Raw genomic sequence first — 19,635 nt, forward strand, 5'->3', positions numbered from 1 at the left:
GCGGTCGGCTGAGCTGGTCTCAGGAGGTCGCTATGTCGTTGTTGATTACCGAGCAGGCTGGGGCGGTGCTCACGGTGGCCATGAACAATCCGCCGTTCAACTTTCTCGATGCCGCGCTGATGAGCGAGTTGGAGGAGCTGCTGGCGAGTGTCGACCGCGATTCGAGTGTGCGGGCGGTAGTGCTGACCAGTGCGGTGCCCGAGGTGTTCATCAGCCATTACGACGTCGGGGAGATACTCGACGGGAGCGAACGGGCCGGAATGCGGGTTCCCGCACCGGTGGCCGCGGTCGCCCTGCGGACACTGGCTCCGCTGCGCCGGGTGCCCGGTGTGCGGCGGCTGCTCGATCACGGCCCGGCGGCCGGGGTGGCCGGGCTGCTGCGCTATCACGCGGTCATCTCCCGAATGCGCCACAGCTCAACGGTTTTCGTCGCGGCGCTGAACGGGCGCGCGCTGGGCGGCGGCTTGGAATTGGCGCTCGGCTGCGATATCCGGGTGATGGCCGACGGCCCCTACGAGATCGGACAGCCGGAGATCCTGATCGGATTGCTGCCCGGCGGGGGTGGCATTGCGGCCCTCACTCGCAGTATCGGCCTGTCGGCGACGGTCGAATTGGCCCTCGAGGGACGTCCCCTCACCCCGCGACAAGCCTATGACGCCCGCATCATCCACCACCTCACCCCACCGGACCAGACCGTACCCCGGGCCCAGGAGATCGCTGCCCGACTCGCCCGCCGGTCCCCCGCAGCCGTGCGAGCGGTCAAGCACGCCGCCTACGACGGCGCCACGGTCCCGCTCGGCCGCGGCCTCGCCATGGAACGAATTGCCTTCTTAGCCTTGGCAACTCGCCCCGACACCCGGGCGGCCATGCGCACCTACCGCGACACCGTGGCCGACTATGAACGCTCCGGCACGGGACTGCAGGACTTTGTCACCGAACAACTCCCCCGTCTGCTGGACGGCACCGCCATAGACTTCACGAACGGAACGAAGTAAAGCGGTCACGGAATCTCATTGCCGCGGTGGGACGTCTTGCCGGATTGACAGGCCGTCTGTCACTATGGGTTCATGTTCGTTGGAAAGGACAACGCCACCCTCATCCGGTGAGCGTATTCGGGCAGCGGGACGCTGCAGAAATTCGTCGAAAATGGCTGGGGTGGATGCTGTCCACCGCACCGGCCGATCGTTCCGCCGCGGAAGCGGCATTATCCGAACTCTACCGAGCGGTGGAATTACCTCCGCCGCGGTTTCGTTGGGTTCATTCCCCCTTGCAGGCCATGTGCACCGGTGAGCCCGGAAGAGTCGACCGGCGGCCGGTATGGCAGTGGGATACCTCGGATTGCCCTGTACTGAAGCGCCTTTCGGCACTCTGTAGTGAGACTGCGGCTACCGGTCCGCCGCCGGTACGGGGCTGTTCGAGCTGTGGGTCTCCGCGCCGTTGTCGCGGTCCTGGGCCCAGTGCGTGCAGCCGACCCTCGATGCGGCGCACGATCGGTGGAATCCGTTGCGCTATTGGCACCGAACATGTGGCTGGTATGCGGCATGGGCCGACTTTCCCATCGGCCCGGACCGGCGCTCGGCGCGGCTGTGGCACTCGTGGGCGACCGTCACCCGCACGTGCGGGCCATGGTGGCCGGGCGAGCGGATCTGCGTGATCTCCGAACGGCCGCAGATCGTCCGCACCGAACCGGCCGGTGACCTCGGCGAGGTGCGACTGCACTGCGCCGACGGTCCGGCGGTGCGCTATGCCGACGGCTGGGAGCTGCACTTCTGGCACGGCACGCGGGTGCCGCGATGGGTGATCGAAGCGCCCACCGCCGCCGCCATCGACGCCGAACCCAATATCGAGGTGCGCCGGTGCGCGATCGAACGTCTCGGCTGGCCCGCCTATCTCGAACAAGCCGGAATGCGTTTGGTCGCAACCGCTCCCGACCCGGCAAACCGCGGCTTCGAGCTGATGCTCTACGACCTGCCCCGCAACCAGCGCGTGCTGGTCGTCACCAACGGCTCGCTCGAGCGTGACGGCACCCGCCGCCGCTACGGTCTCGGCGTGCCGGGACATTTCACCGAACCCGTCGCCGCAGCGGCCTGGACCTACGGCCTGACCGCGGCGCAGTACTCCCGACTCGTACAACGCACCTGAGGTGACCCCCATGACCGATTCCCTTGCGCTCGAGAACCTCGAGCAGTCCCTGCACATCCCGGTTGTCGACGGCATGCACGCCCAAGGCGACCTGATCGTCATCCCGATACGGCTGCTCGCCTCGGTCGCCGCAATCCCCGAGGCGACCTGGCGGTATGTGCCGCCGGACGGCATCGAGGTGCTGCGCGGCGCCGCGGGTGGCAACCCGCATACTCTCGTCGCCGAGCCCGGCTCCTGCCGCTGGACGACACAGGTCCACGACCCCGAAGGACTGGCGCTGGGCATGTTCACCACCGACACCGTGGCTTACCTGATGCATCCCGAACACGGGGCCACCGGCAGCGCACCGGGCACCTATCTGATCCGCCGCCAGCGCGAATTCAGTAGCTTCGGTTCGTCTCTGGTTGCCGACTGACCGCCTCGTGCGACGGCGGCCGGCGCTGTGCGCGCCGGCCGCCGTCGTCCTACTTCGCCGCTCTCTCGAGGTCGCGAATGTGCTGTCAGTGACGCGGTTTGGTGATTGCGTCCTTGACGCGGTCGAGGACCGCGGCGAACGGTCCCACGAACATGTTCGCGGGTGCGGACTCCACGCCCGGATGGGGGCGCGTCGGGGCGGTTTTCTCGGCGAATTCGACGACGGTGCGCATGCGCTCGAGGTCGTCCTGGTCGAGCTGGGTGCGCAGCTGCTTGAATTCCTCGCTCTCCTCGTGACCGGCGTGGTTGAGGACCGCGTCACGCAGGGCGGCCAGTTTCACGCCGAATTCCGGTGAGGAAATATCCATATCGTCGAGTTCGGACAAGGCCTTCTTGGCCTTGTTCTCCTCTTGCAGCCGGGCGTCCACGATGGCATCGCCGTTATCGATCTCACGGCGAGCCCGCGGATGGACGATCTCCTCCTCGGCGGTCTCGTGAACCGCCAGCAGCCGGCGCAGCTCGAAGAACTTCTGCTCCCGCTCCTCCGGGGTCGCCGCCTCGGCGGTTTCGGCGAACAGCTGCCGAATCCGGTTGTGCTGGTCCAGCAGGAAGTCGACGACGTCCGCAGTGCTTTCGATGCGTTGTGCTGCCATGGTTGGTACCTCCTGGTCGGCATGGATGGCCGGGCTGGTAGCCATCCATCGACGCCGTACCCGGCCCACCGAGTCACAAACGACGGCGCACGAGCCGGATTCAGCCGCGCGCGAGACCGGTCTCCGCCCGCAGCGCCTCCACCACCTCGAAATCGCGGTCGGTAGGGTCGAAACCGCCTATTCCCGAGGCGAATTCGCGGATGCGCCAGGGACCGATCGTCTGCGCGGCCAGCGGCGGGGTGCCCAGTCCCGCGCCGTCGCGCAGGCCGTCGACGAATTCACCGAGCGCGTCCAGCCCGCCGAATCGTGGCGACCACCCCAACTCGGTGCGGGCACGGGTGGTGTCCATGACCGGCAGATGCAGGAAGGCGTCGAGCAGATCCGCCGGCACCGGTGCCAGACGCAGCCGCCACGCCGCCGCGGTCGCGGCCCGTGCGAGGCCCTGCGGCAGCGGCACGGTCCGCGCCCGGAACAGCTCGGCCAGCCGCTGCGCATCGATCACCGGATCGGCCGCGATATTGAAGGCGCCGTGGACATCTCGCGTCACCGCCAGCCGGAACGCCTGCCCCGCATCGTCGGTGTGCACGGCCTGGAAGCGCAGTCCCGGCAGCGCGGGCACGACCGGCACCGTGCCCGGACCCACCAGCCGGTTCGGCAGCAACGGGCCGATGAACAGGCGCCGCTGCTCGCTCGCGGACCCGCGCTGGAAGACGAACGCCGGGCGCAGGCGCACCACCCGGCAGCCGGGGTGCTCGCGTTCGAAAATATCCAACAGCCGTTCCACATAGGCCTTTTCGCGGGTGTACGCGGCGGCAGGCCAGCCATGGGTCGGCCAGCTCTCGTCCACCGGATGCGCGTCGCGGGTCGGCGAATAGGCGCCCACCGACGACGCGTAGACCAGCGTCGGCACCTTCGCCTGCGCCACCGCACGGAATACCCGGCCGCTGCCGATCACATTGGCTCGCCAGGTCTGCAGCGGCCGGTGGGTCGGCTGGAACAGCCACGCCAGATGGATCACGGCATCCGCATCGCGAAACAGCGGCACCAGATCGTCGTCGCGCACGTCGGCGCTGGTCCAGTCCGTCTTGTCCGGCCGCCAGCCGGGCACCCTGCGCGCCAGCCCGAGGATCGATGTCACCTCCGGGTCCTGCGCCAGGGCCGAGACCACCCCGGTCCCGATGTTCCCGGTGGCGCCCACGACTACCACCCGCATGGCGTACCTCCTCCATCGCGCATCTGCTGTCGTTAGCCGCGTACCCGGACCCGGGCCGAGCACACGCCCGGTTTGCCGATCGCGGATCCGGGAACGTCGTGCACGTCTGCATCCCCCGAAAGGAGCACGTGATGGGCCGGCCGGTGCCGTGGGCGACAAGGGCCCAGCGGCGGAATCCGTTCCGCGAATGCGACGACCTCGCCGATCGGAGCGAGAAGGCCGGACCGCCGCGTACCGAGCTCGCGAAAGGCTGATCGCATGCGAGCACTCACCGTCATTCCCGGCAAGCCCGATTCGCTGGCCGTCGAGGAGGTCGACGCTCCCCGCCCCGCCCCCGGCGAAATGCTGGTCCGCGGTCTGGCCCTGGGTATCTGCGGCACCGACCGGGAGATCGCCGCAGCCGAGTACGGCTCGCCGCCACCGGGTCGGCAGCAGTTGGTGCTCGGCCACGAATCGCTGGGGCGGGTCGAGCACGCACCCGATGAAAGTGGCTTCGCCGCAGGCGATCTCGTGGTGGGTGTGGTGCGCCGCCCGGATCCGGTGCCGTGTGCGGCCTGCGCGCGGGGCCGGTTCGATATGTGCCGCAACGGCCGCTACACCGAGCGCGGCATCAAGGGGCTCGACGGCTACGGCAGCCAATTGTGGTCCGTATCTGCGGATTACGCGGTGAAGCTGCCGAAGAACCTGGAACGGACGGGGATGCTGACCGAGCCGACCAGCGTGGTGGCCAAGGCGTGGGATCAGGTCGACGCGATCGGCAAGCGCAGCTGTTTCGATCCGGAGCGGGTGCTGGTCACCGGCGCCGGTCCGATCGGATTGCTGGCCGCCTTGATCGGCGCCCAGCGCGGGCTCGACGTCCATGTCCTTGACCGCGTCACCAGCGGGCCGAAACCCGAACTGGTGCGCGCGCTCGGCGCGACCTACCACCACGGTGACCCGGGTGAGCTGGCCCAGCACATCGATCCGGACGTGGTGATCGAGGCCACCGGCGCCGGGGAGGTGGTCTTCGACGTCATCGCGGAAACCACCCCGACCGGCATCGTCTGCCTGACCGGCGTCTCGCCTCGGGGTCGCACCCTCACCATCGATGCCGGTGCGTTGAATCGAACCCTGGTGCTGGACAACGAGGTTGTGGTCGGCTCGGTGAACGCCAGCGTCGAGCACTACCGCCAGGCCGTGGCCGCCCTCGCCGCGGCCGACGGCCGCTGGCTCGAGCGCCTGATCACCCGTCGCATCGGCCTCGAGCAGCTACCCAAGGGCTTTGCGGCGGAGAAAGACGACGTGAAAGTGGTCGTGGCACTGGACGACAGCCAACTCTGAGCCGAATCGGGGATTGTATGGGACTCCGAGTCCCATATATCCTGGAGGCGGAGAGGTTCAGGAGGCACCGATGACGTTGTCCGCAATCCGCCAGGGTGAACTGTTCGGGCCGCACTATCGCGAAGCGCTCGCGACGCTGTCGGAAGGGTCGGTACACCGGCACTTCGATCCCTATCGCGATATCGACTGGGACGGACCGGAATTCGCGATCGATCCCGACGATCCGCGCTGGGTGCTCGATCCCGGCATCGACCCGCTCGGCGCGACGCAGTGGTATCGCGAATTACCGCTGCAGCGGCAGATCGAGATCGGGAAGTGGCGGATCGCCAATGTCGTCAAGGTGGGTGCCGCCTTCGAGAGTGTGCTGATCCGCGGCCTGATGCAGTACATCATGACGCTGCCCAACGGTTCACCGGAGTTCCGGTACTGCCTGCACGAGATGACCGAAGAGTGCAACCACATCCAGATGTTCCAGGAGCTGGTGAACCGGATCGGTGTCGACGTGCCCGGTATGCGGCCGATCTTCCGGGTGCTCTCGCCGTTCATCGGGGTGGCCGGTGGCTATTTCCACGTCATCCTGTTCATCGGCATCCTGGGCGGCGAGGAGCCCATCGACCACTATCAGAAGGCGGTCATCCGCGCCGGTTCGCACCTCCCGCCCGCGGTCGTGCGGACGATGGAGATCCACATCGCCGAGGAAGCGCGGCACATCTCCTTCGCCCACGAGTACCTCACCGCCCACATCCAGCGCTCGAATCCCGCCGGAAAAGTCGTGTGCGCATTGGCATTTCCACTGGCGATGCGCTGGCTGGTGGGTGAGATCATGGCACCTCCGCGCTCGTTCGCCGCCCGCTTCGACATTCCGCGCGAGGTCATCAAGGAGGCGTTCTGGCGCGCACCCACCTCCCGCCGGATTCTGTCCGGATATTTCGACGACGTTCGCAAGCTCGCCGGAGATCTGGGCATGCTGAACCCGGCGACCCGATTGCTGTGGCGCGCATTGCATATCGACGGACCGCCGTCGCGGTACCGCAGCGAACCCGACCGGCGCACGCGCCGGGTCGGGTAACCGAGAGGGGTGTACGCCGGTCGGGTTGGCGGGATTGGGGATGAGGCAGGACGGGTGGTCGCTACTCCGCGGCGGCCAGGGCCTCTATCACCTGCAGGAACGGTTGGTCGGGGTCGAGGATTACGTCGTGGGCGCGGGCTACTCCGTCGAGGACGCTCCAGGCATAGCTCGATACCTCGGTGATCAGCTGGTCTCGGGTCAGTGAGGGGTTCGGGTCGCGGGCCCAGCGGGTGACGGTGGCCTCGGTCATCGAGACGATGGCGAAGGTCATGGTGTCGACGACGGGCGGGTCCGCGACGCCGACCACTCCGGCCAGCCCGGACACCAGCCGGCCCAGGCGCTCGGTGACGGTGGCCAGCAGGCTGGTGACCGCGTCCTGATCCTGATCGTCGCCGGTCGCCGGGCCGCTGCGCAGGAACTCGTGCAGGCGGGGATGGTCGCCGATCCAACCGACAACGGCGCCGACGGCACGCGCCAGGATCTCGCGGATCGAGCCCGACCCGATATCCAGGGCCGCATCGAGGGTGTCGATGAACCGCTCGCCGATGGCGGATCGTACGCGCCGATCCAATTCGTCGCGACCCGAGAATTGCCGGTACAGAACCGATTTCGCCAGCCCCGCGCGAGCGGCGATCCGCTGCGCCGAGATATCGGCACCCGGCGGCGTCTCCTCCAGCAGCGCGATGGCCGCCTCGACGATGCGCGCGCGGCGCTCGTCGTTGTGCGGCTGCCATCGCGCCCGCCGCCCCTCGACCACCACCGCTCCTGTCGACACGCCCCGAGTGTAGGCAGTCGGCGGGTCGGGTGCCGAACCGATCAGCGCACGCGGTACTCCTCGGCCGTGGCGGAGAGCCGCATCCCGTGGCCGGGCCGATCCGCGGGCACGTGCAGCAGGCCTCCGCGCACCGGCGGCACGCCGTCGGCCAGCAGCGGTTCCAGCCGGGCGTGGTCGGCGAACCATTCCACATCGCGGAGGTTGGGCACCGCGCCCGCGATGGGCGCGTGGAGTGCGGGCGCGCAGTGCGCCGAGACCTCGAGGCCGTTGGCCGCGCCGATTCCGGCGCAGCGGAGCAGACCGGTGTAGCCGCCACAGCGGGTGACGTCCAATTGCAGGCAGTCCACGGCGGTGACCAGGCGGGTGGTGTCATAGTCGTCGTAGATGTACTCCCCCGCCGCGACCTCGCAGCGCAGCGCGGCCCGCACCGAACCCAGTCCGCCGATGTCGTCGCTGGTCACCGGCTCCTCGAACCAGGCCACGCCCAGTTCGTCGAGTTCGGCGCCGACGCGGCGGGCCTGCCCCCGGGTGTAGCCGCCGTTGGCGTCCACCATCAGCCGCACGCCGTGGCCCGCCCGCTGCCGTAACCGGCGCACCCGGTGCAGATCGCGATCCACTGCGCCCCCGGAGTTTTCGCCGATCTTGATCTTCATGGCGGCACAGCCCGCCGCATGCCATCGGTCGATCTGCTCGTCGAGCTGATCGTCGTCGAGGGTGGTGAAGCCGCCGGAACCGTAGACCGGCACCGCGGTGCGGGTCGCCCCGAACAGCGTCGGCAGCGGGATGGCATGCAGCCTGGCCTGCAGATCCCACAGCGCGATATCGACCGCGCTGATGGCATGGGCGCCAATGCCTTTGGCGCCAATATTGCGGCAGGCCCGCCGCATCGCCTGCCAGCAGCCGGGGATGTCGAACGGCGACCTCTCGCGCAGCGCCGGCGCCAGGATGTCGGTGATCACCGTGGCCGCCGCGGCGCTGCTGTAGGTCCACCCCAGACCCGTGCGGCCCCCGGCCTCGACGGTGACGGTGACGGCGGTGGTGGCATCCCATTCGAGGGTGCCGTCGGCCTCCGGTTCCGGAGTGGGGAACCGGTAGGCCGCGGCCTCGATCTTGTCGCAGACGGTGGGCTGGTCCTCGGTCATGACAGCCGCTCCGCCAAGACCTGCGCCAGATGCTGCGGCTCGATATCCGGTGCCAGCGAACGAATCTGGGTGCGGCAGCTGAAGCCGTCGGCCAGCACCAGCGTTCCGGGTTGCCGCTGCCGGACGGCGGGCATGAGCTTGTCTTCCGCGCAGGCCACCGACACCTCGTGGTGACCGCGCTCGAAACCGAAATTGCCTGCCAGCCCGCAACATCCGGCATCGAGCACCTGGGTGCGCACTCCGGCCCGGTCGAGCAGCGTTCGTTCGGAGCCGAATCCGAGGACCGCATGCTGGTGACAGTGCGGTTGCGCCAGCGCCCGCACCTCCGGCCCGGTGGGGTGCCAGTCGGGGGCTCGTTCCGCCAAAAGTTCGGCGAGAGTGCGGGTCTGACCGGCCAGGCGATGGGCGTCCTCATCGCCGTGCAACAGTTCGGGCAGATCGGCGCGGAACACCGCGGCGCAGCTGGGTTCCAGCATCACGATCGGGGTGCCGGTGCGCAGCTGCGGCGCCAGCGCCCGCAACGTGCGGCGCAGAACGCGCTGCGCCGTGTGCAATTGGCCCGTCGAAATCCAGGTCAGCCCGCAGCACACCGTGCGCGGTGGGATCTCGACCGTGAAACCGGCGTGTTCGAGCACCTGCACCGCGGCCTCGGCGATCGCCGGCTCGAAGTTGTTGGTGAAGGTGTCCGGCCACAGCAGGACCGGGCCGCGGCGGCCGACGCTATGGACCCGGCGGCGGAATCGGGTGGTGAACCGGGGTGAGGCGAAGCGCGGCAGCTCCCGCTCCGGTGCGATACCGCCGAGCTTCTGGACGACTCGGCGCAGGCCGGGCGCGTGAGTCACGGTATTGACGGGGCGGGCCATGCTCGTGGCCAGGCGCGCCCACAGCGGGATCCAGCCCATCGAGTAGTGCGCCATCGGTCGCAGCCGATGCTCGTAATGGTGGGAGAGGAATTCGGCCTTGTAGGTGGCCATGTCGACATTCACCGGGCAGTCGCTGCGGCAGCCCTTGCACGCCAGGCACAGATCGAGCGCGTCGCGTACCGCCTCCGAGCGCCAACCATCCTGAACCACGTCGCCGTTGAGCATCTCGAACAGCAGTCGGGCGCGGCCGCGGGTGGAGTGCTCCTCCTCGCGGGTCACACGGTAGCTCGGGCACATCACCCCACCCTCGGCGCCGCGGCATTTGCCCACGCCGACGCAGCGGGCGGCGGCGACGCTGAAGCGGTGATCGTCCTGCGGGAAGCCGAAATTCGTCTGCGGCTCCCACGGACGGTAGTGCGCGCCCTGCCGCAGATCCTGGTCGAGGCGGCGGGGTGTGACCACCTTGCCGGGGTTCATCCGATTGCGGGGATCGAACAGGGCCTTCACCTCACCGAACGCGGTGACGAGGCGCTCGCCGAACATGATCGGCAACAGCTCGCCGCGCGATTGGCCGTCACCGTGCTCGCCCGACAGTGATCCACCGTAGCGGGCCACCAGCCGGGCGGCGTCCTCGACGAACGAGCGGTACTTGGCGATGCCCTCGGCGGTCCGCAAATCGAACGGGATGCGGGTATGCACGCAGCCCTGGCCGAAATGGCCGTAGAGCGAGGCGGTTCCGTAGTCGTAGCGGTCGAGCTGGTCATGGAAGTCGCGCAGATAGTCGCCGAGGCGCTCGGGCGGCACGGCGGCGTCCTCCCAGCCTTCGTGTGTCTCCGGGCCGTCGGGCGGGAAGGCGGTGGCGCCGAGCCCGGCCTCACGCGCGGCCCAGATCTCCGCCTCGCGCTGCGGATCGTCGAGAAGTTCGGCGGTGATCCCGAGATGGGACTTCAGATCGTCGATCATGCTGCGCGCCTTGCGATCCGCCTCGTCCTGATCCTGCCCGGCGAACTGGGCCATCAACCAGCCGTTGCCCTCGGGCAACTGCTGGATCGCCCGTTCGGCCAGTCGGCGGCTGTGTTCGAGTTGGACCAGGCGGTCGTCGATGCCCTCCAGGGCCATCGGCCCGTGCGGCAGCACCAGCGGGACCGCGTCGGCGGCCTCGAAGATGTCGCGAAAACCCAAGACGGCCAGGGCGATAGCGGGTGGCCGAGGTACCAGGTCGAGTTCCGCGCGCAGCACCGTCACCAGGGTGCTCTCGCTGCCGACGAGGAACTTCGCGATATGGAACTCGCGTTCGGGCAGTAGGGCGTCGAGGTTGTATCCCGAGACCCGGCGCGGGATGTCGGGGAATCTCACGCGGATCTCGTCGGCGTAGCGGTCGCGAATCTCGCGCAGCCGATGCAGCAGTTCGCCTGCGCCATCCCCGGTTTCGGCCTCCTCACCCTTGCCGACCCACAGTCGCGTGCCGTCGTAGGTCGCGATCTCGAGGCGCCGCACCGAATCCGACATCTTGCCGTACGACTGCGCGGTCGAGCCGCAGGAGTTGTTGCCGATCATGCCGCCGATGGTGCAACTGACATGGGTCGAGGGCCGCGGACCCACCATGAGCCCGTGTTCGGCCAGGCGAGAATTCAAGCGGTCCAACGCGATTCCCGGCTCCACCACCGCGGTCCGAGCGGCCGAATCGACACTGATCACCCGATCGCAGTACTTGCTCCAGTCGATGACCACCGCGGTGTTGCAGCACTGCCCGGCCAGGCTGGTACCGCCTCCGCGCGACAGCACAGGCACATCGTGCTCCCGACACACGGCGAGGGCCCTCACCGCATCCTCCGGAGTCTCGGGCACCACCACCCCGATCGGCACCCGACGATAGTTCGACGCATCGGTCGAATAGGCCGCCCGCGACCCGGCATCGAACCGCACCTCCCCCGCCACCACTCGCCGCAGATCCTGTTCCAGCGCGGCTCCCGCCCCACGGCCACCATGCGTACCCATCCCGCACACCTCCGCTCGCTCGACACACACTGTCGAGGACCGGTCGCCCGACCGCCCCCCGACAGCGGCCGGTTACCCGTTCCCCCGTCGAGCACACGCGGACCACCTCGCATGGCATGCTGGCGCGGTGGATTCGGATCTGGGGGAGATTCTCGGCATTCTCGACCGAATACTGGCCATCGTGCGGAGTGGGCCGCAGGATCTGAGCTGGTCCGGCTATGCGGACGAGGCGGAGCTGCTCGCCGAGCACTCCGAGCGGCTCCGGCGCGGCGATACGAGCCGATTGCGGGATCTCGATTTCCTTTTAGCCACGACCGGCCCCGTCTGTGAGGTCGCGGCCAGCAGCGGCTGGCTGGAAACCTTCACCGAACTGGGAATCCGCTTCGATCGGCTGTCCGCGCGCCTGCGGCCATCAACCGGTACGGCTTGACCGTGCCGGAGCGTCGGCCCCGCGCCCTTGGACGGCATAGCCAACCGTCGAGACCACGGGCCGTAGCACGAGTCCTCCGCACCAGGGCCGCAGCACGAATCCCCGTCCTCCCGGCCCCCAGGCCGGGAGGACGGGGTCAGGACGCTAGTTGGCCGGGGCGGGGGCCGTGTTGGCGGACGTGATGTAGGTGATGACCTGGTGCAGGTCCGGGAAAACGCGGTGGGCCAAGGCCCGGGTTTCGGTGGTGGGGGCCACCAGGTCCGGGACCAGGAGGCAGCGCAGGCCGGCCGCGTGGGCGGCGCGCAGGCCGTTGGGGGAGTCCTCCACGGCGATGGTGTGGTCCGGGTCGGCGCCCAGGGCGGCGACCGCGGTCAGGTAGGGCTCGGGGTGGGGCTTGCCGCGGGTGACGTCGGTGCGGGTCACGATCGCGTCGAAGCGGCCACCGATGCCCGCGACCTCCAGGTGGTGGACGGTGCGGTCGCGGCCGGACGAGGTGGCGATGGCGCGAGGGATGGACTGGCGGTCCAGCTCGTCCAGCAGTTCGGTCACGCCCGGCTTGGTCTCCAGGCGACCGTCGTCGACCAGCCGCGTCAGCGTGGTGTCGTGCCGCGCGAAGTAGTCGTCGAGCGGGAACCGCTCGCCGAAGGCCTCGGCGGCGAGCTCCCGGCAGCGGTCGGCGGGCATGCCGATCAGGCTGCGGCAGAACTCGAGCGGCATGTCGTAGCCGAGTTCGGCGCCGGCGATGGTCAGCGACTCGATGGCCAGCCGCTCGGAATCCAGCAGCAGCCCGTCCATGTCGAAGACCACGGCTTGCACGGGTTTGTCGGCGGTCATCGGTTACTCCTTTCGAACTCCGGCAGCAGGCGCCGCCGCACCGCGGGCGCGACGCCGTCGCGGGTCAGATCGGCCAGCGCATCGCCGACCTCACGCTGCACCCGCTCCGGTTCCGGCAGTTCGCCGAAAATGTCGGTGCGCTGCAGGAATTCACGCGCCTTCCGGTGCGGATCGGCGATGCGGGCCAGTTCGGCGAGCGAATCGGCACGCGGATCGATCAGCTCCATGACGGCATCGTCGGCGCCGACGGCGTCGAACCAGCGTATCCAGGCCGCGATCAGCAGCTCCGCACCCGGGGTCGCACGCCCGGCGGCGATGTTGTCCGACATGGCGTCGATCACCCGCGGAATCATCTTGTCCGAGCCGTTGCGGCCCACGCGCGACATGTCGTGGCGAATGGCCGGGTTGCGGAAACGATGCATCAGATCGTCGACGGTGCGGCGCAATTCGGCATCGGGCAGCGACACCGTCGGCCCCTGCTCGCACAGCATGAACTGCTGCGCCAGGGCACCCAGCACCGGATCGGAACTGGCGTCGGCGATCGTGGCGTGCCCGTCGAGCGCGCCGAGATACGCCAGCAGCATGTGGGTGCCGTTGAGCAGCCGCAGCTTTGCCAGCTCGTAGTCGGTGACATCGGTCACGAACTGGGCACCGGCGAGCTCCCAGGCCGGGCGCTCACCCTCGAAATCCTCGATGGTCCAGGTCAGGAACGGCTCGGCCGACACCGGAGCATGATCCTCGACGCCGCCGAGCCAATTGCGCGTCACCGCGGCGTCGGCCGGGGTCGCCGGCTGCACGATGCGATCGACGACGCTGCAGGGGAACTGCACGTTGCGCTCGATCCAGTCGGCCAGCCGGTCGTCGCGCAGCGCCGCGAAATCGAGCACGGCACGGCGCAGCTGGCGGCCGTTGGCGGTCATGTTGTCACAGCTGATCACGACCGGCGGATCACCACCGCCGCGCCGCACCGCCGCCAGGCCCTCGACCAGCATGCCGATCGCGGTGTGCGGGTCGTGGCGGCACTGCAGGTCGTGCTGCACCGGTTCGGACCCGGCATCCAGGCGGCCGGTGGCCGGGGACACGCAGTAACCACCGGCGGTGACGGTCAGGGTGACGATCCGCACGCGCGGGTCGGCGATGCGCCGGGCGACGCCGATGTGGTCCGAGGGCGCGTGGACGGCCTCCCGGATCGTGCCGACGACCTCGGCGCTGACCTGGCTGCCGTCGTGCAGCAGCGTGGTGTACAGGTTGTCCTGGGCGCGCAGCGCCTCCACCACGTCCGGACGGGACATGGCCACCGCAGCGATGCCCCAGCGCCGGTCACCGGTCGCCTCGATCGCATGCTGGGTCACCAGCGCCTGGTGGGCGCGGTGGAACGAGCCACAACCCAAGTGCACGATGCCGGTGCCCAGGCTGCGCGGCGCGAACCGCGGCCGGGTCACCGTCGACGGCAGGGTGGGCAGAACTCCCGCCGAAAGGCGGGGAACTAAATCAGGATCGGAATTTTCAGTCGACGCCGGTTCGGCGAGAACGGTGTTCCGTGCTACAAGCATGCACAGGCCTCCGTCTGTATTAGAAGCTGGTTTCAATAGCGCCGGTCAGCACTGACTCAGCAACGTTTCAAACGGTAGACGCGCTCGTCCGAGATTTCGAGCTTCCGCAACACCCAGAGGTGTGTCTTAACGTTCTCGTAGCATTCCGATGCATACCGCAAATAGGGCGTAAAAGCCCATTTCAGAGCGGAAGAATCGGCCCCACCGAAGGCGCGGGATCCGGGCACGGCGACGCCCGTGGTGACCTTGCTCACCACGGGCCCGATTTGTCCGATTCCGCGAGACCCTCAGTCGAAGAAGCGGGCCAGCTGCAGGTCCGACGGCCCCGGCATACCCGGCTCCAGCGGCCGCAGATCAGCGAAGACGCTGGCGCCGTCGCAGCCCGCATGCAGCGGGTACCAGCGCCGGTCGCTGTCCGGCCGCGCGCAGATCCCCTTGAAGGTCTGCACGTCCAGCAGCCGCAGGTGGGTAGGGTCGGCGACCGCGTTCACGTAGCGCCACCAGGGCGAAAGCACATGCAGCACCCCACCCGGACGCAGCACCCGATGGCACTCGTCGACCAACGGAAGGAAATCGGCTAAATGCTCCAGCACATGAACGGCAAATACTCGATCGAAAGAATTGTCTGCGAATGGAATTCCATTTCGTAAATCCGCTACGACATCGACACCGGGCGCCGGACGCATATCCAATCCGATATTGTCCGGGTACTGCTTCATACCACCGCAGCCGACGTCGAGGATCCGCGGTCGATCTCCGTTGACCCGCACGCGATCCCAGACCGCCAGCACGCCGGCGAGGTGGCCGATCAGCTCGCGCACGGTGTCCAGCCGCTGCGGCCCGTCCACCGCGCCGGTCAGATGCGCCACCCCGCGCCGGAACTCGACGGCCACCTCGGTGCCGCGCAGGCGCTGGTCGTGGCGCATCAGCTCGTGCACCGCGGCAGTCAACTGCTCGTCGCGCAATTGCCATCGCCGCGGCGACATCTCGGTGAACGGCACCGTCATCACACCCTCCTCGTACCTTCGCTCGGATAGCCAGGTGCCGGATACCCGAGCGTGTGCGCTCGAATCGGAGGCTGCGCGTGCCGTGGCCGATCAGCTCATCGTGTCCACCGGCTGCGGTTCGCTGGCGACCCGGGTGCGAGTGCGGGCCGTGGCGAGCACCGATCCGAGGATGACCAGCGGGAATCCGATCGCCATCCCGGCGGTCAACGGCTCGTCGAGCAGGGCCACGCCGATCAGCAGCGCGACCGCGGGGTTGAGGTAGGTGATCACCGTCGTGCGCGCCGGGCCGACCTCGCCGATCAGGGCGAAGAACACGAGAAAGGCCACTGCCGTGCAGAGTACGGCCAGCCCCAGCACCGACCACCCGGCCGCGGCCGTGATCCGCTCGGGCCATCGCCACGCCACGAACGGCGCATAGCCCGCCGTGGCCACCAGCAGCGACGCGGTGACCACACCCATGGGCGGCAGATCGGCGAGCCGGCGATTGACGATGATCGGCCCTATCGCATACCCGACGGCGGTACAGCCCACGGCTGCGAGTGCGCCGTAGTCCGACAGATCGATGTCCAGGCCGACCATGCCCACCACCCCGCCCAGCCCGATCAGCAGGCCGACGACGCGGCGGCGATCGAAGGCGTCATGGCCGAGCACCGCGAGCAGGACCATCGCGACCAGGGGCACCGTGGCGACCAGCAGACCCACGGTGGAGCTGTTCAATGTCGTCTCGGCATGCGCCAGCAGAAACCAGGGGCCGCTGATCTCGACCAGCGTGTAGGCCAGCAGCCACGGCCAGCGGCGCAGCACCGGACCCAGCGATTTGGTGTACAGCGCGATGGGCAACAGCAGCAGGGCGGCGATGCCGACCCGTCCGCCCGCGACGACCACCGGATCGAAGTCGCGCACGGCGATCCGGATCATCGCGTAGGGCACGCCCCAGATGACACCGAGTGATACGAACAGCGCCCACCCTCGCCGGGTCATCGCCCGCCCTTCCGTATGAATCTATGCACAGCGATCACGATGACAGAGCGGTCCGACACCTCCGTGCCCCGGAAAACCGGGGCAGCACAAGCCGGTTATGAGCGACGATCGCCGGGGTGACCGAAGCGAGTAGGGATCTGTCGAATTAAATTCCAATCGGAAGTACTTTCCTGCGGGAAATCGTTTTCTCTCCGCAGATCCGCCTTCAGAGGCGGTTACGTAGAAGCGGGAGCCGACCCAAGCGGACGTACCCGCAGGGATCTAGCAATCACATAGCAATCCACACTGACGCTGGTAGGACCGGCAGCGACCTAACGGACGAAAGCGTCGAATCGGGCGTTAACCTGGGAAAATGCTGTGAAGATGCCGGATCTCTGGCGTAGCAAAGGGATGTGATCTAGAGCACGACGTCCGTTCTCGCAACGATCGAGAAAGTTAGCGCCGGTAGCTACCTACTATCCTGGGTGCATGAGCTCGGAGTTGATCGAAACCAGTAAGCGGACGATCGGCCTGATCTGGGCACAGACCCCCGGCCGCGTCATCGGCGCGAACGGCCGGATACCGTGGGATATCCCGGAGTATCAGGCGTATCTCCTCGACACGATCTCCGGCCGCACCCTGATCATGGGGCGCAAGACCTGGGACGCGCACCCGGAGCTGTTCGGGACGCTACCCGGGCATCGCACCATCGTCGTCACGCACGATCCGGACTGGTTCGCCCAGGGCGCCGAACGGGCCGGATCCGTCGAAGAGGCCCTGGCGCTGACCGACCCGGAGGAGGTGTGGGTCGTCGGTGGCGGCGAGATCCTGCGCGAGGCCATCGGCTATGCGACGGTCATCGCGGTGACCGAGGTGGAGACGAAGACCGACGGCGACGTCCTCGCCCCGAAGATCCCCGCCGAGGACTTCATGATGACCTACACCATCGGCTCGAAGCGCTCGTCCAACGGGCGCGATACCTACGTCCTGCGCAGCTACGCCCGCAAGTAGCGCTACCGCCCACGCAGCGTCGCCGCGCCCTCACGGTAACTGTGTCGCGAAACGTACCAGCGCAGTTCGGATTTGGCCTTGGCGTTGGAGACGCGCAGCGACATGTCGAGCATCTGCTTCGCGGCCAGCGGGGCGGCGATCCGGAACAGCCGGGCGGGTATCCGGCGGGGGCGGCGAGCGCCGACGGCGGCGGCGAGCGCGTCGAAAACGTCCTCCCAGCGGGCGGGTTCGTCGTCGACGATGTTGTAGGCCTGGCCGCCGCGCCCGCGTTCGAGGGCGGCCACCGTGGCCTCGGCGGCGTCGTCCACGTACAGCCAGCCACAGAATCCGGTGCCACCGGCGGGCACCGGCAGCAGCCGTAGTTTCAGCGCCCGCACGTACAGATCCGAGGCGCCCGGTCCGTAGAACAGTCCGTACCGCAGGGCGATCGCGTCGAGTCCGGGCTCGTCCCACGGCTGTTGTTCGGCCAGGCGCAGCGCCTCGATCGAGTCGTCGGCCCTATCGCCCTGCGGCCGGCCGAACGGGCTGTCCTCGGTCACCGGGTCGAGGCCGTGGTCGCGCAGGCCGTAGCCGGAGACCAGCGACTGGGTGAGAAATCGGGTCGCCCCAACGGATTTCGCCAGATCCAGCAGATGCCGGGTGCCGGTGGTGCGCAAGATATTGGTGCGGCGCAGGCCCGGGCTGTGATAGTGCGTCGGAGGCCCCAGCCGATAGGCGGTCAGCTCATGTATCACCGCGTCCGCGCGGATGCCGTCCACCGCGCGGAGCAGCGCGGTGCGATCCAGCACGTCCGCGATCACCGGTCGTGCGCCCGCCTCGGTCAGCTGCAGGGCACCGCGCGGGGTACGGGCCAAGCCCACCACCTCGTGCCCGGCCGCGCGCAGCCGCGCCACCAACGGCCGCCCGATCGCGCCGGTTGCCCCTGCCACAACGACTTTCATCGATTCGGCTCCCCGATTGCCCGACTGCCTGCCCCTACATTGTGTCAGGCCGCGGCGCATACGAGCCGGAACCTTGCTCCCCCGCCGGGTGCGGATTCGTCAGAACCAGGTGCCGCTGAACGGCTGTGTGCGAGTGGCGAACAGCGCGTCGGCGCGGTCGAGGGCACCGGCGTGATGTTCGGTGACGCGGCCTGCCAGGGCGAGGTGGTGCCAGCTGGACCCGCCGAGGTAGACGGTGGCGAGGGCGGAGACGTCGGCGGTGAGGTCGGCGGGTGCGTCGGTGCGGGTGACACCCTCGGCGGATACGCGATAGGTCCCGGTGTTCGCGGCCAGGATCGGGTCCGTGACCGCGACTATCACGGGCTCGCCCGGGCCGAAGGTGCGGCGCCGCAGGGCCGCGAGGACATCGATCAGCCGCAGCCAGGTCTCGTCGCGCACCTCGGACACGGTGACCGCGCGCGGGTCGGTGAACAGCTGACGCAGCGGATTGTCCGGCGCGACAGCGGGAATGACAACCTTGTCCACGATGTCGGCGGCCAAGAGATGGCGCACCAGGCCCACATACGCATGCGGGGTGGTGGCGATCAGGTCGTCGACTACCACCGTGCGCTGGGAGCTGCGCGGCCACTCCACGGTGCTCAGCGGTCGGTACCGGGCGAAACCGTCCTCGCTGCCGGGGTTCCCGTGCACCACCGCGTGTCCCGCCGACCCGTGTGTCAGTTCCTGCAGCCGCCACCAGTATTGAGGCCGGTCGATTGCTCCGGTACACGAAACATTCGCGGTGGCATAGATTTTGGCGAAGATCTCCCACGCGGTCTCCGAATCGACCAATCGAACCGGGCCGGACGCGGGAACGGTCTCGCGCAGCCGGGCCCGGCGTGTGTCGATGTCGAGGCGGGCGAACGAGGTGGCCACGCCGTAACCGAACCGCTCGTAGATGCCGCCCTGCGAGGCACGCAAGGTCGCCACCACCTCACCGCGGGAGGCGATATCGGCCAGCTGGCGACGCAGCAGGGCCGTCAGCACACCGCGGCGAGTATGGGTCGGCAGCACACCGACATGGGTGACGGCGGCATGCGAGACCCGGTCGCCGCCGGGCACCACCAGCCAACCGGTGTAGGAATTCGCCGTACCGACGAGGGCACCACCGAGGCGCGCGCCCAGCACCCGGCCCGGCTCCCACAAGCCGTCCGCGTCCGGCGGCAGCGGCGGCAGCCCGACCATGGCGGTCCGGAAAACCTCATGGGCGCAGCGGATCTCGTCGTCGGCGACCAGCACCTCGACCGCGAGAGTCATCGTCTCACCGTCCG

18 protein-coding genes are annotated in these 19,635 nt (G+C 68.6%); 7 read left to right on the forward strand and 11 right to left on the reverse strand.

The genetic code is table 11. From position 1 onward, the window contains the following. The first annotated feature begins 32 nt into the window (after positions 1–32). From IU452_RS00585 to IU452_RS00595, 3 genes are all read left to right on the forward strand, one after another. Entirely contained in the window at positions 33–995 is a 963-nt protein-coding gene (locus tag IU452_RS00585) for an enoyl-CoA hydratase/isomerase family protein (protein ID WP_195106876.1), read from the forward strand. A 466-nt stretch (positions 996–1,461) separates the two neighbouring features. Continuing rightward, on the forward strand, positions 1,462–2,142 hold the full coding sequence (locus IU452_RS00590) for a DUF6745 domain-containing protein (RefSeq protein WP_195106877.1): 681 nt from the start codon (positions 1,462–1,464) through the stop codon (positions 2,140–2,142). Positions 2,143–2,152: 10 nt separating this feature from the next. Further along, positions 2,153–2,557, forward strand: coding sequence for a hypothetical protein (locus IU452_RS00595; RefSeq protein ID WP_195106878.1), 405 nt, complete (start codon positions 2,153–2,155; stop codon positions 2,555–2,557). An 85-nt stretch (positions 2,558–2,642) separates the two neighbouring features. Here IU452_RS00595 and IU452_RS00600 read toward each other — a convergent pair whose 3' ends face one another. Then, positions 2,643–3,209: a hemerythrin domain-containing protein gene (locus IU452_RS00600; RefSeq protein ID WP_195106879.1), complete on the reverse strand. Its 567-nt coding sequence runs from the start codon at positions 3,207–3,209 to the stop codon at positions 2,643–2,645. Positions 3,210–3,309: 100 nt separating this feature from the next. Next, entirely contained in the window at positions 3,310–4,422 is a 1,113-nt protein-coding gene (locus IU452_RS00605) for an NAD-dependent epimerase/dehydratase family protein (protein WP_195106880.1), read from the reverse strand. 258 nt (positions 4,423–4,680) lie between these two features. On the opposite strand from IU452_RS00605, the gene IU452_RS00610 reads away from it, so the two are divergent. Both IU452_RS00610 and IU452_RS00615 read left to right on the forward strand, forming a co-directional pair. Beyond that, positions 4,681–5,742, forward strand: a complete 1,062-nt coding sequence (locus IU452_RS00610; RefSeq protein ID WP_195106881.1) for a glucose 1-dehydrogenase — start codon at positions 4,681–4,683, stop codon at positions 5,740–5,742. A 70-nt stretch (positions 5,743–5,812) separates the two neighbouring features. Beyond that, on the forward strand, positions 5,813–6,811 hold the full coding sequence (locus IU452_RS00615; RefSeq protein ID WP_195106882.1) for an AurF N-oxygenase family protein: 999 nt from the start codon (positions 5,813–5,815) through the stop codon (positions 6,809–6,811). A 61-nt stretch (positions 6,812–6,872) separates the two neighbouring features. Here the strand turns inward: IU452_RS00615 and IU452_RS00620 are convergent, their stop codons facing one another. The 3 genes from IU452_RS00620 to IU452_RS00630 are packed head-to-tail and all read right to left on the reverse strand — an operon-like array spanning position 6,873 to position 11,589. Beyond that, entirely contained in the window at positions 6,873–7,586 is a 714-nt protein-coding gene (locus tag IU452_RS00620) for a TetR/AcrR family transcriptional regulator (RefSeq protein WP_195106883.1), read from the reverse strand. 41 nt (positions 7,587–7,627) lie between these two features. After that, the gene (locus IU452_RS00625) at positions 7,628–8,728 is read right to left on the reverse strand and encodes an enolase C-terminal domain-like protein (RefSeq protein WP_195106884.1); all 1,101 of its coding nucleotides are present in this window, start codon (positions 8,726–8,728) and stop codon (positions 7,628–7,630) included. After that, positions 8,725–11,589 (reverse strand): FAD-binding and (Fe-S)-binding domain-containing protein, encoded by a 2,865-nt coding sequence (locus tag IU452_RS00630; protein WP_195106885.1) that lies wholly within the window; start codon positions 11,587–11,589, stop codon positions 8,725–8,727. Before IU452_RS00630 ends, IU452_RS00625 begins: the two co-directional genes overlap by 4 nt. Positions 11,590–11,716: 127 nt before the next feature. Between IU452_RS00630 and IU452_RS00635 the strand changes: the two genes are divergently transcribed. Next, positions 11,717–12,019, forward strand: coding sequence for a hypothetical protein (locus IU452_RS00635; protein WP_195106886.1), 303 nt, complete (start codon positions 11,717–11,719; stop codon positions 12,017–12,019). Positions 12,020–12,163: 144 nt separating this feature from the next. On the opposite strand, the gene IU452_RS00640 is transcribed toward IU452_RS00635, so the two are convergent. From IU452_RS00640 to IU452_RS00655, 4 genes are all read right to left on the reverse strand, one after another. After that, complete coding sequence (locus IU452_RS00640) at positions 12,164–12,853, reverse strand: HAD family hydrolase (RefSeq protein WP_195106887.1); 690 nt, start codon at positions 12,851–12,853, stop codon at positions 12,164–12,166. Beyond that, on the reverse strand, positions 12,850–14,406 hold the full coding sequence (locus IU452_RS00645) for a mannitol dehydrogenase family protein (protein WP_195106888.1): 1,557 nt from the start codon (positions 14,404–14,406) through the stop codon (positions 12,850–12,852). The genes IU452_RS00640 and IU452_RS00645 overlap by 4 nt, the downstream gene beginning before the upstream one ends. Before the next feature lie 287 nt (positions 14,407–14,693). Further along, on the reverse strand, positions 14,694–15,413 hold the full coding sequence (locus tag IU452_RS00650) for a methyltransferase domain-containing protein (protein ID WP_195106889.1): 720 nt from the start codon (positions 15,411–15,413) through the stop codon (positions 14,694–14,696). A gap of 90 nt (positions 15,414–15,503) precedes the next feature. After that, complete coding sequence (locus IU452_RS00655; protein WP_195106890.1) at positions 15,504–16,394, reverse strand: DMT family transporter; 891 nt, start codon at positions 16,392–16,394, stop codon at positions 15,504–15,506. A 468-nt stretch (positions 16,395–16,862) separates the two neighbouring features. On the opposite strand from IU452_RS00655, the gene IU452_RS00660 reads away from it, so the two are divergent. Continuing rightward, positions 16,863–17,384 (forward strand): dihydrofolate reductase, encoded by a 522-nt coding sequence (locus tag IU452_RS00660; RefSeq protein ID WP_195106891.1) that lies wholly within the window; start codon positions 16,863–16,865, stop codon positions 17,382–17,384. 2 nt (positions 17,385–17,386) lie between these two features. On the opposite strand, the gene IU452_RS00665 is transcribed toward IU452_RS00660, so the two are convergent. Together IU452_RS00665 and IU452_RS00670 are read right to left on the reverse strand one after the other, a co-directional pair. Then, positions 17,387–18,325: an NAD-dependent epimerase/dehydratase family protein gene (locus IU452_RS00665; RefSeq protein WP_195106892.1), complete on the reverse strand. Its 939-nt coding sequence runs from the start codon at positions 18,323–18,325 to the stop codon at positions 17,387–17,389. A gap of 99 nt (positions 18,326–18,424) precedes the next feature. After that, positions 18,425–19,621, reverse strand: a complete 1,197-nt coding sequence (locus tag IU452_RS00670; RefSeq protein ID WP_195106893.1) for a GNAT family N-acetyltransferase — start codon at positions 19,619–19,621, stop codon at positions 18,425–18,427. Between the last annotated feature and the right edge of the window lie 14 nt (positions 19,622–19,635).

The organism is Nocardia transvalensis (assembly GCF_015477765.1).
Lineage (GTDB): Bacteria > Actinomycetota > Actinomycetes > Mycobacteriales > Mycobacteriaceae > Nocardia > Nocardia transvalensis_A.

What these genes read in the sequence shown, in the direction of transcription:
- IU452_RS00585 (WP_195106876.1), top strand. Translation starts at nt 33, where the DNA reads ATGTCGTTGTTGATTACCGAGCAGGCTGGGGCGGTGCTCACGGTGGCC.
- IU452_RS00595 (WP_195106878.1), top strand. Translation starts at nt 2,153, where the DNA reads ATGACCGATTCCCTTGCGCTCGAGAACCTCGAGCAGTCCCTGCACATC.
- IU452_RS00600 (WP_195106879.1), bottom strand. Translation starts at nt 3,209, where the DNA reads ATGGCAGCACAACGCATCGAAAGCACTGCGGACGTCGTCGACTTCCTG.
- IU452_RS00605 (WP_195106880.1), bottom strand. Translation starts at nt 4,422, where the DNA reads ATGCGGGTGGTAGTCGTGGGCGCCACCGGGAACATCGGGACCGGGGTG.
- IU452_RS00610 (WP_195106881.1), top strand. Translation starts at nt 4,681, where the DNA reads ATGCGAGCACTCACCGTCATTCCCGGCAAGCCCGATTCGCTGGCCGTC.
- IU452_RS00615 (WP_195106882.1), top strand. Translation starts at nt 5,813, where the DNA reads ATGACGTTGTCCGCAATCCGCCAGGGTGAACTGTTCGGGCCGCACTAT.
- IU452_RS00625 (WP_195106884.1), bottom strand. Translation starts at nt 8,728, where the DNA reads ATGACCGAGGACCAGCCCACCGTCTGCGACAAGATCGAGGCCGCGGCC.
- IU452_RS00630 (WP_195106885.1), bottom strand. Translation starts at nt 11,589, where the DNA reads ATGGGTACGCATGGTGGCCGTGGGGCGGGAGCCGCGCTGGAACAGGAT.
- IU452_RS00640 (WP_195106887.1), bottom strand. Translation starts at nt 12,853, where the DNA reads ATGACCGCCGACAAACCCGTGCAAGCCGTGGTCTTCGACATGGACGGG.
- IU452_RS00645 (WP_195106888.1), bottom strand. Translation starts at nt 14,406, where the DNA reads ATGCTTGTAGCACGGAACACCGTTCTCGCCGAACCGGCGTCGACTGAA.
- IU452_RS00650 (WP_195106889.1), bottom strand. Translation starts at nt 15,413, where the DNA reads ATGACGGTGCCGTTCACCGAGATGTCGCCGCGGCGATGGCAATTGCGC.
- IU452_RS00655 (WP_195106890.1), bottom strand. Translation starts at nt 16,394, where the DNA reads ATGACCCGGCGAGGGTGGGCGCTGTTCGTATCACTCGGTGTCATCTGG.
- IU452_RS00660 (WP_195106891.1), top strand. Translation starts at nt 16,863, where the DNA reads ATGAGCTCGGAGTTGATCGAAACCAGTAAGCGGACGATCGGCCTGATC.
- IU452_RS00665 (WP_195106892.1), bottom strand. Translation starts at nt 18,325, where the DNA reads ATGAAAGTCGTTGTGGCAGGGGCAACCGGCGCGATCGGGCGGCCGTTG.
- IU452_RS00670 (WP_195106893.1), bottom strand. Translation starts at nt 19,621, where the DNA reads ATGACTCTCGCGGTCGAGGTGCTGGTCGCCGACGACGAGATCCGCTGC.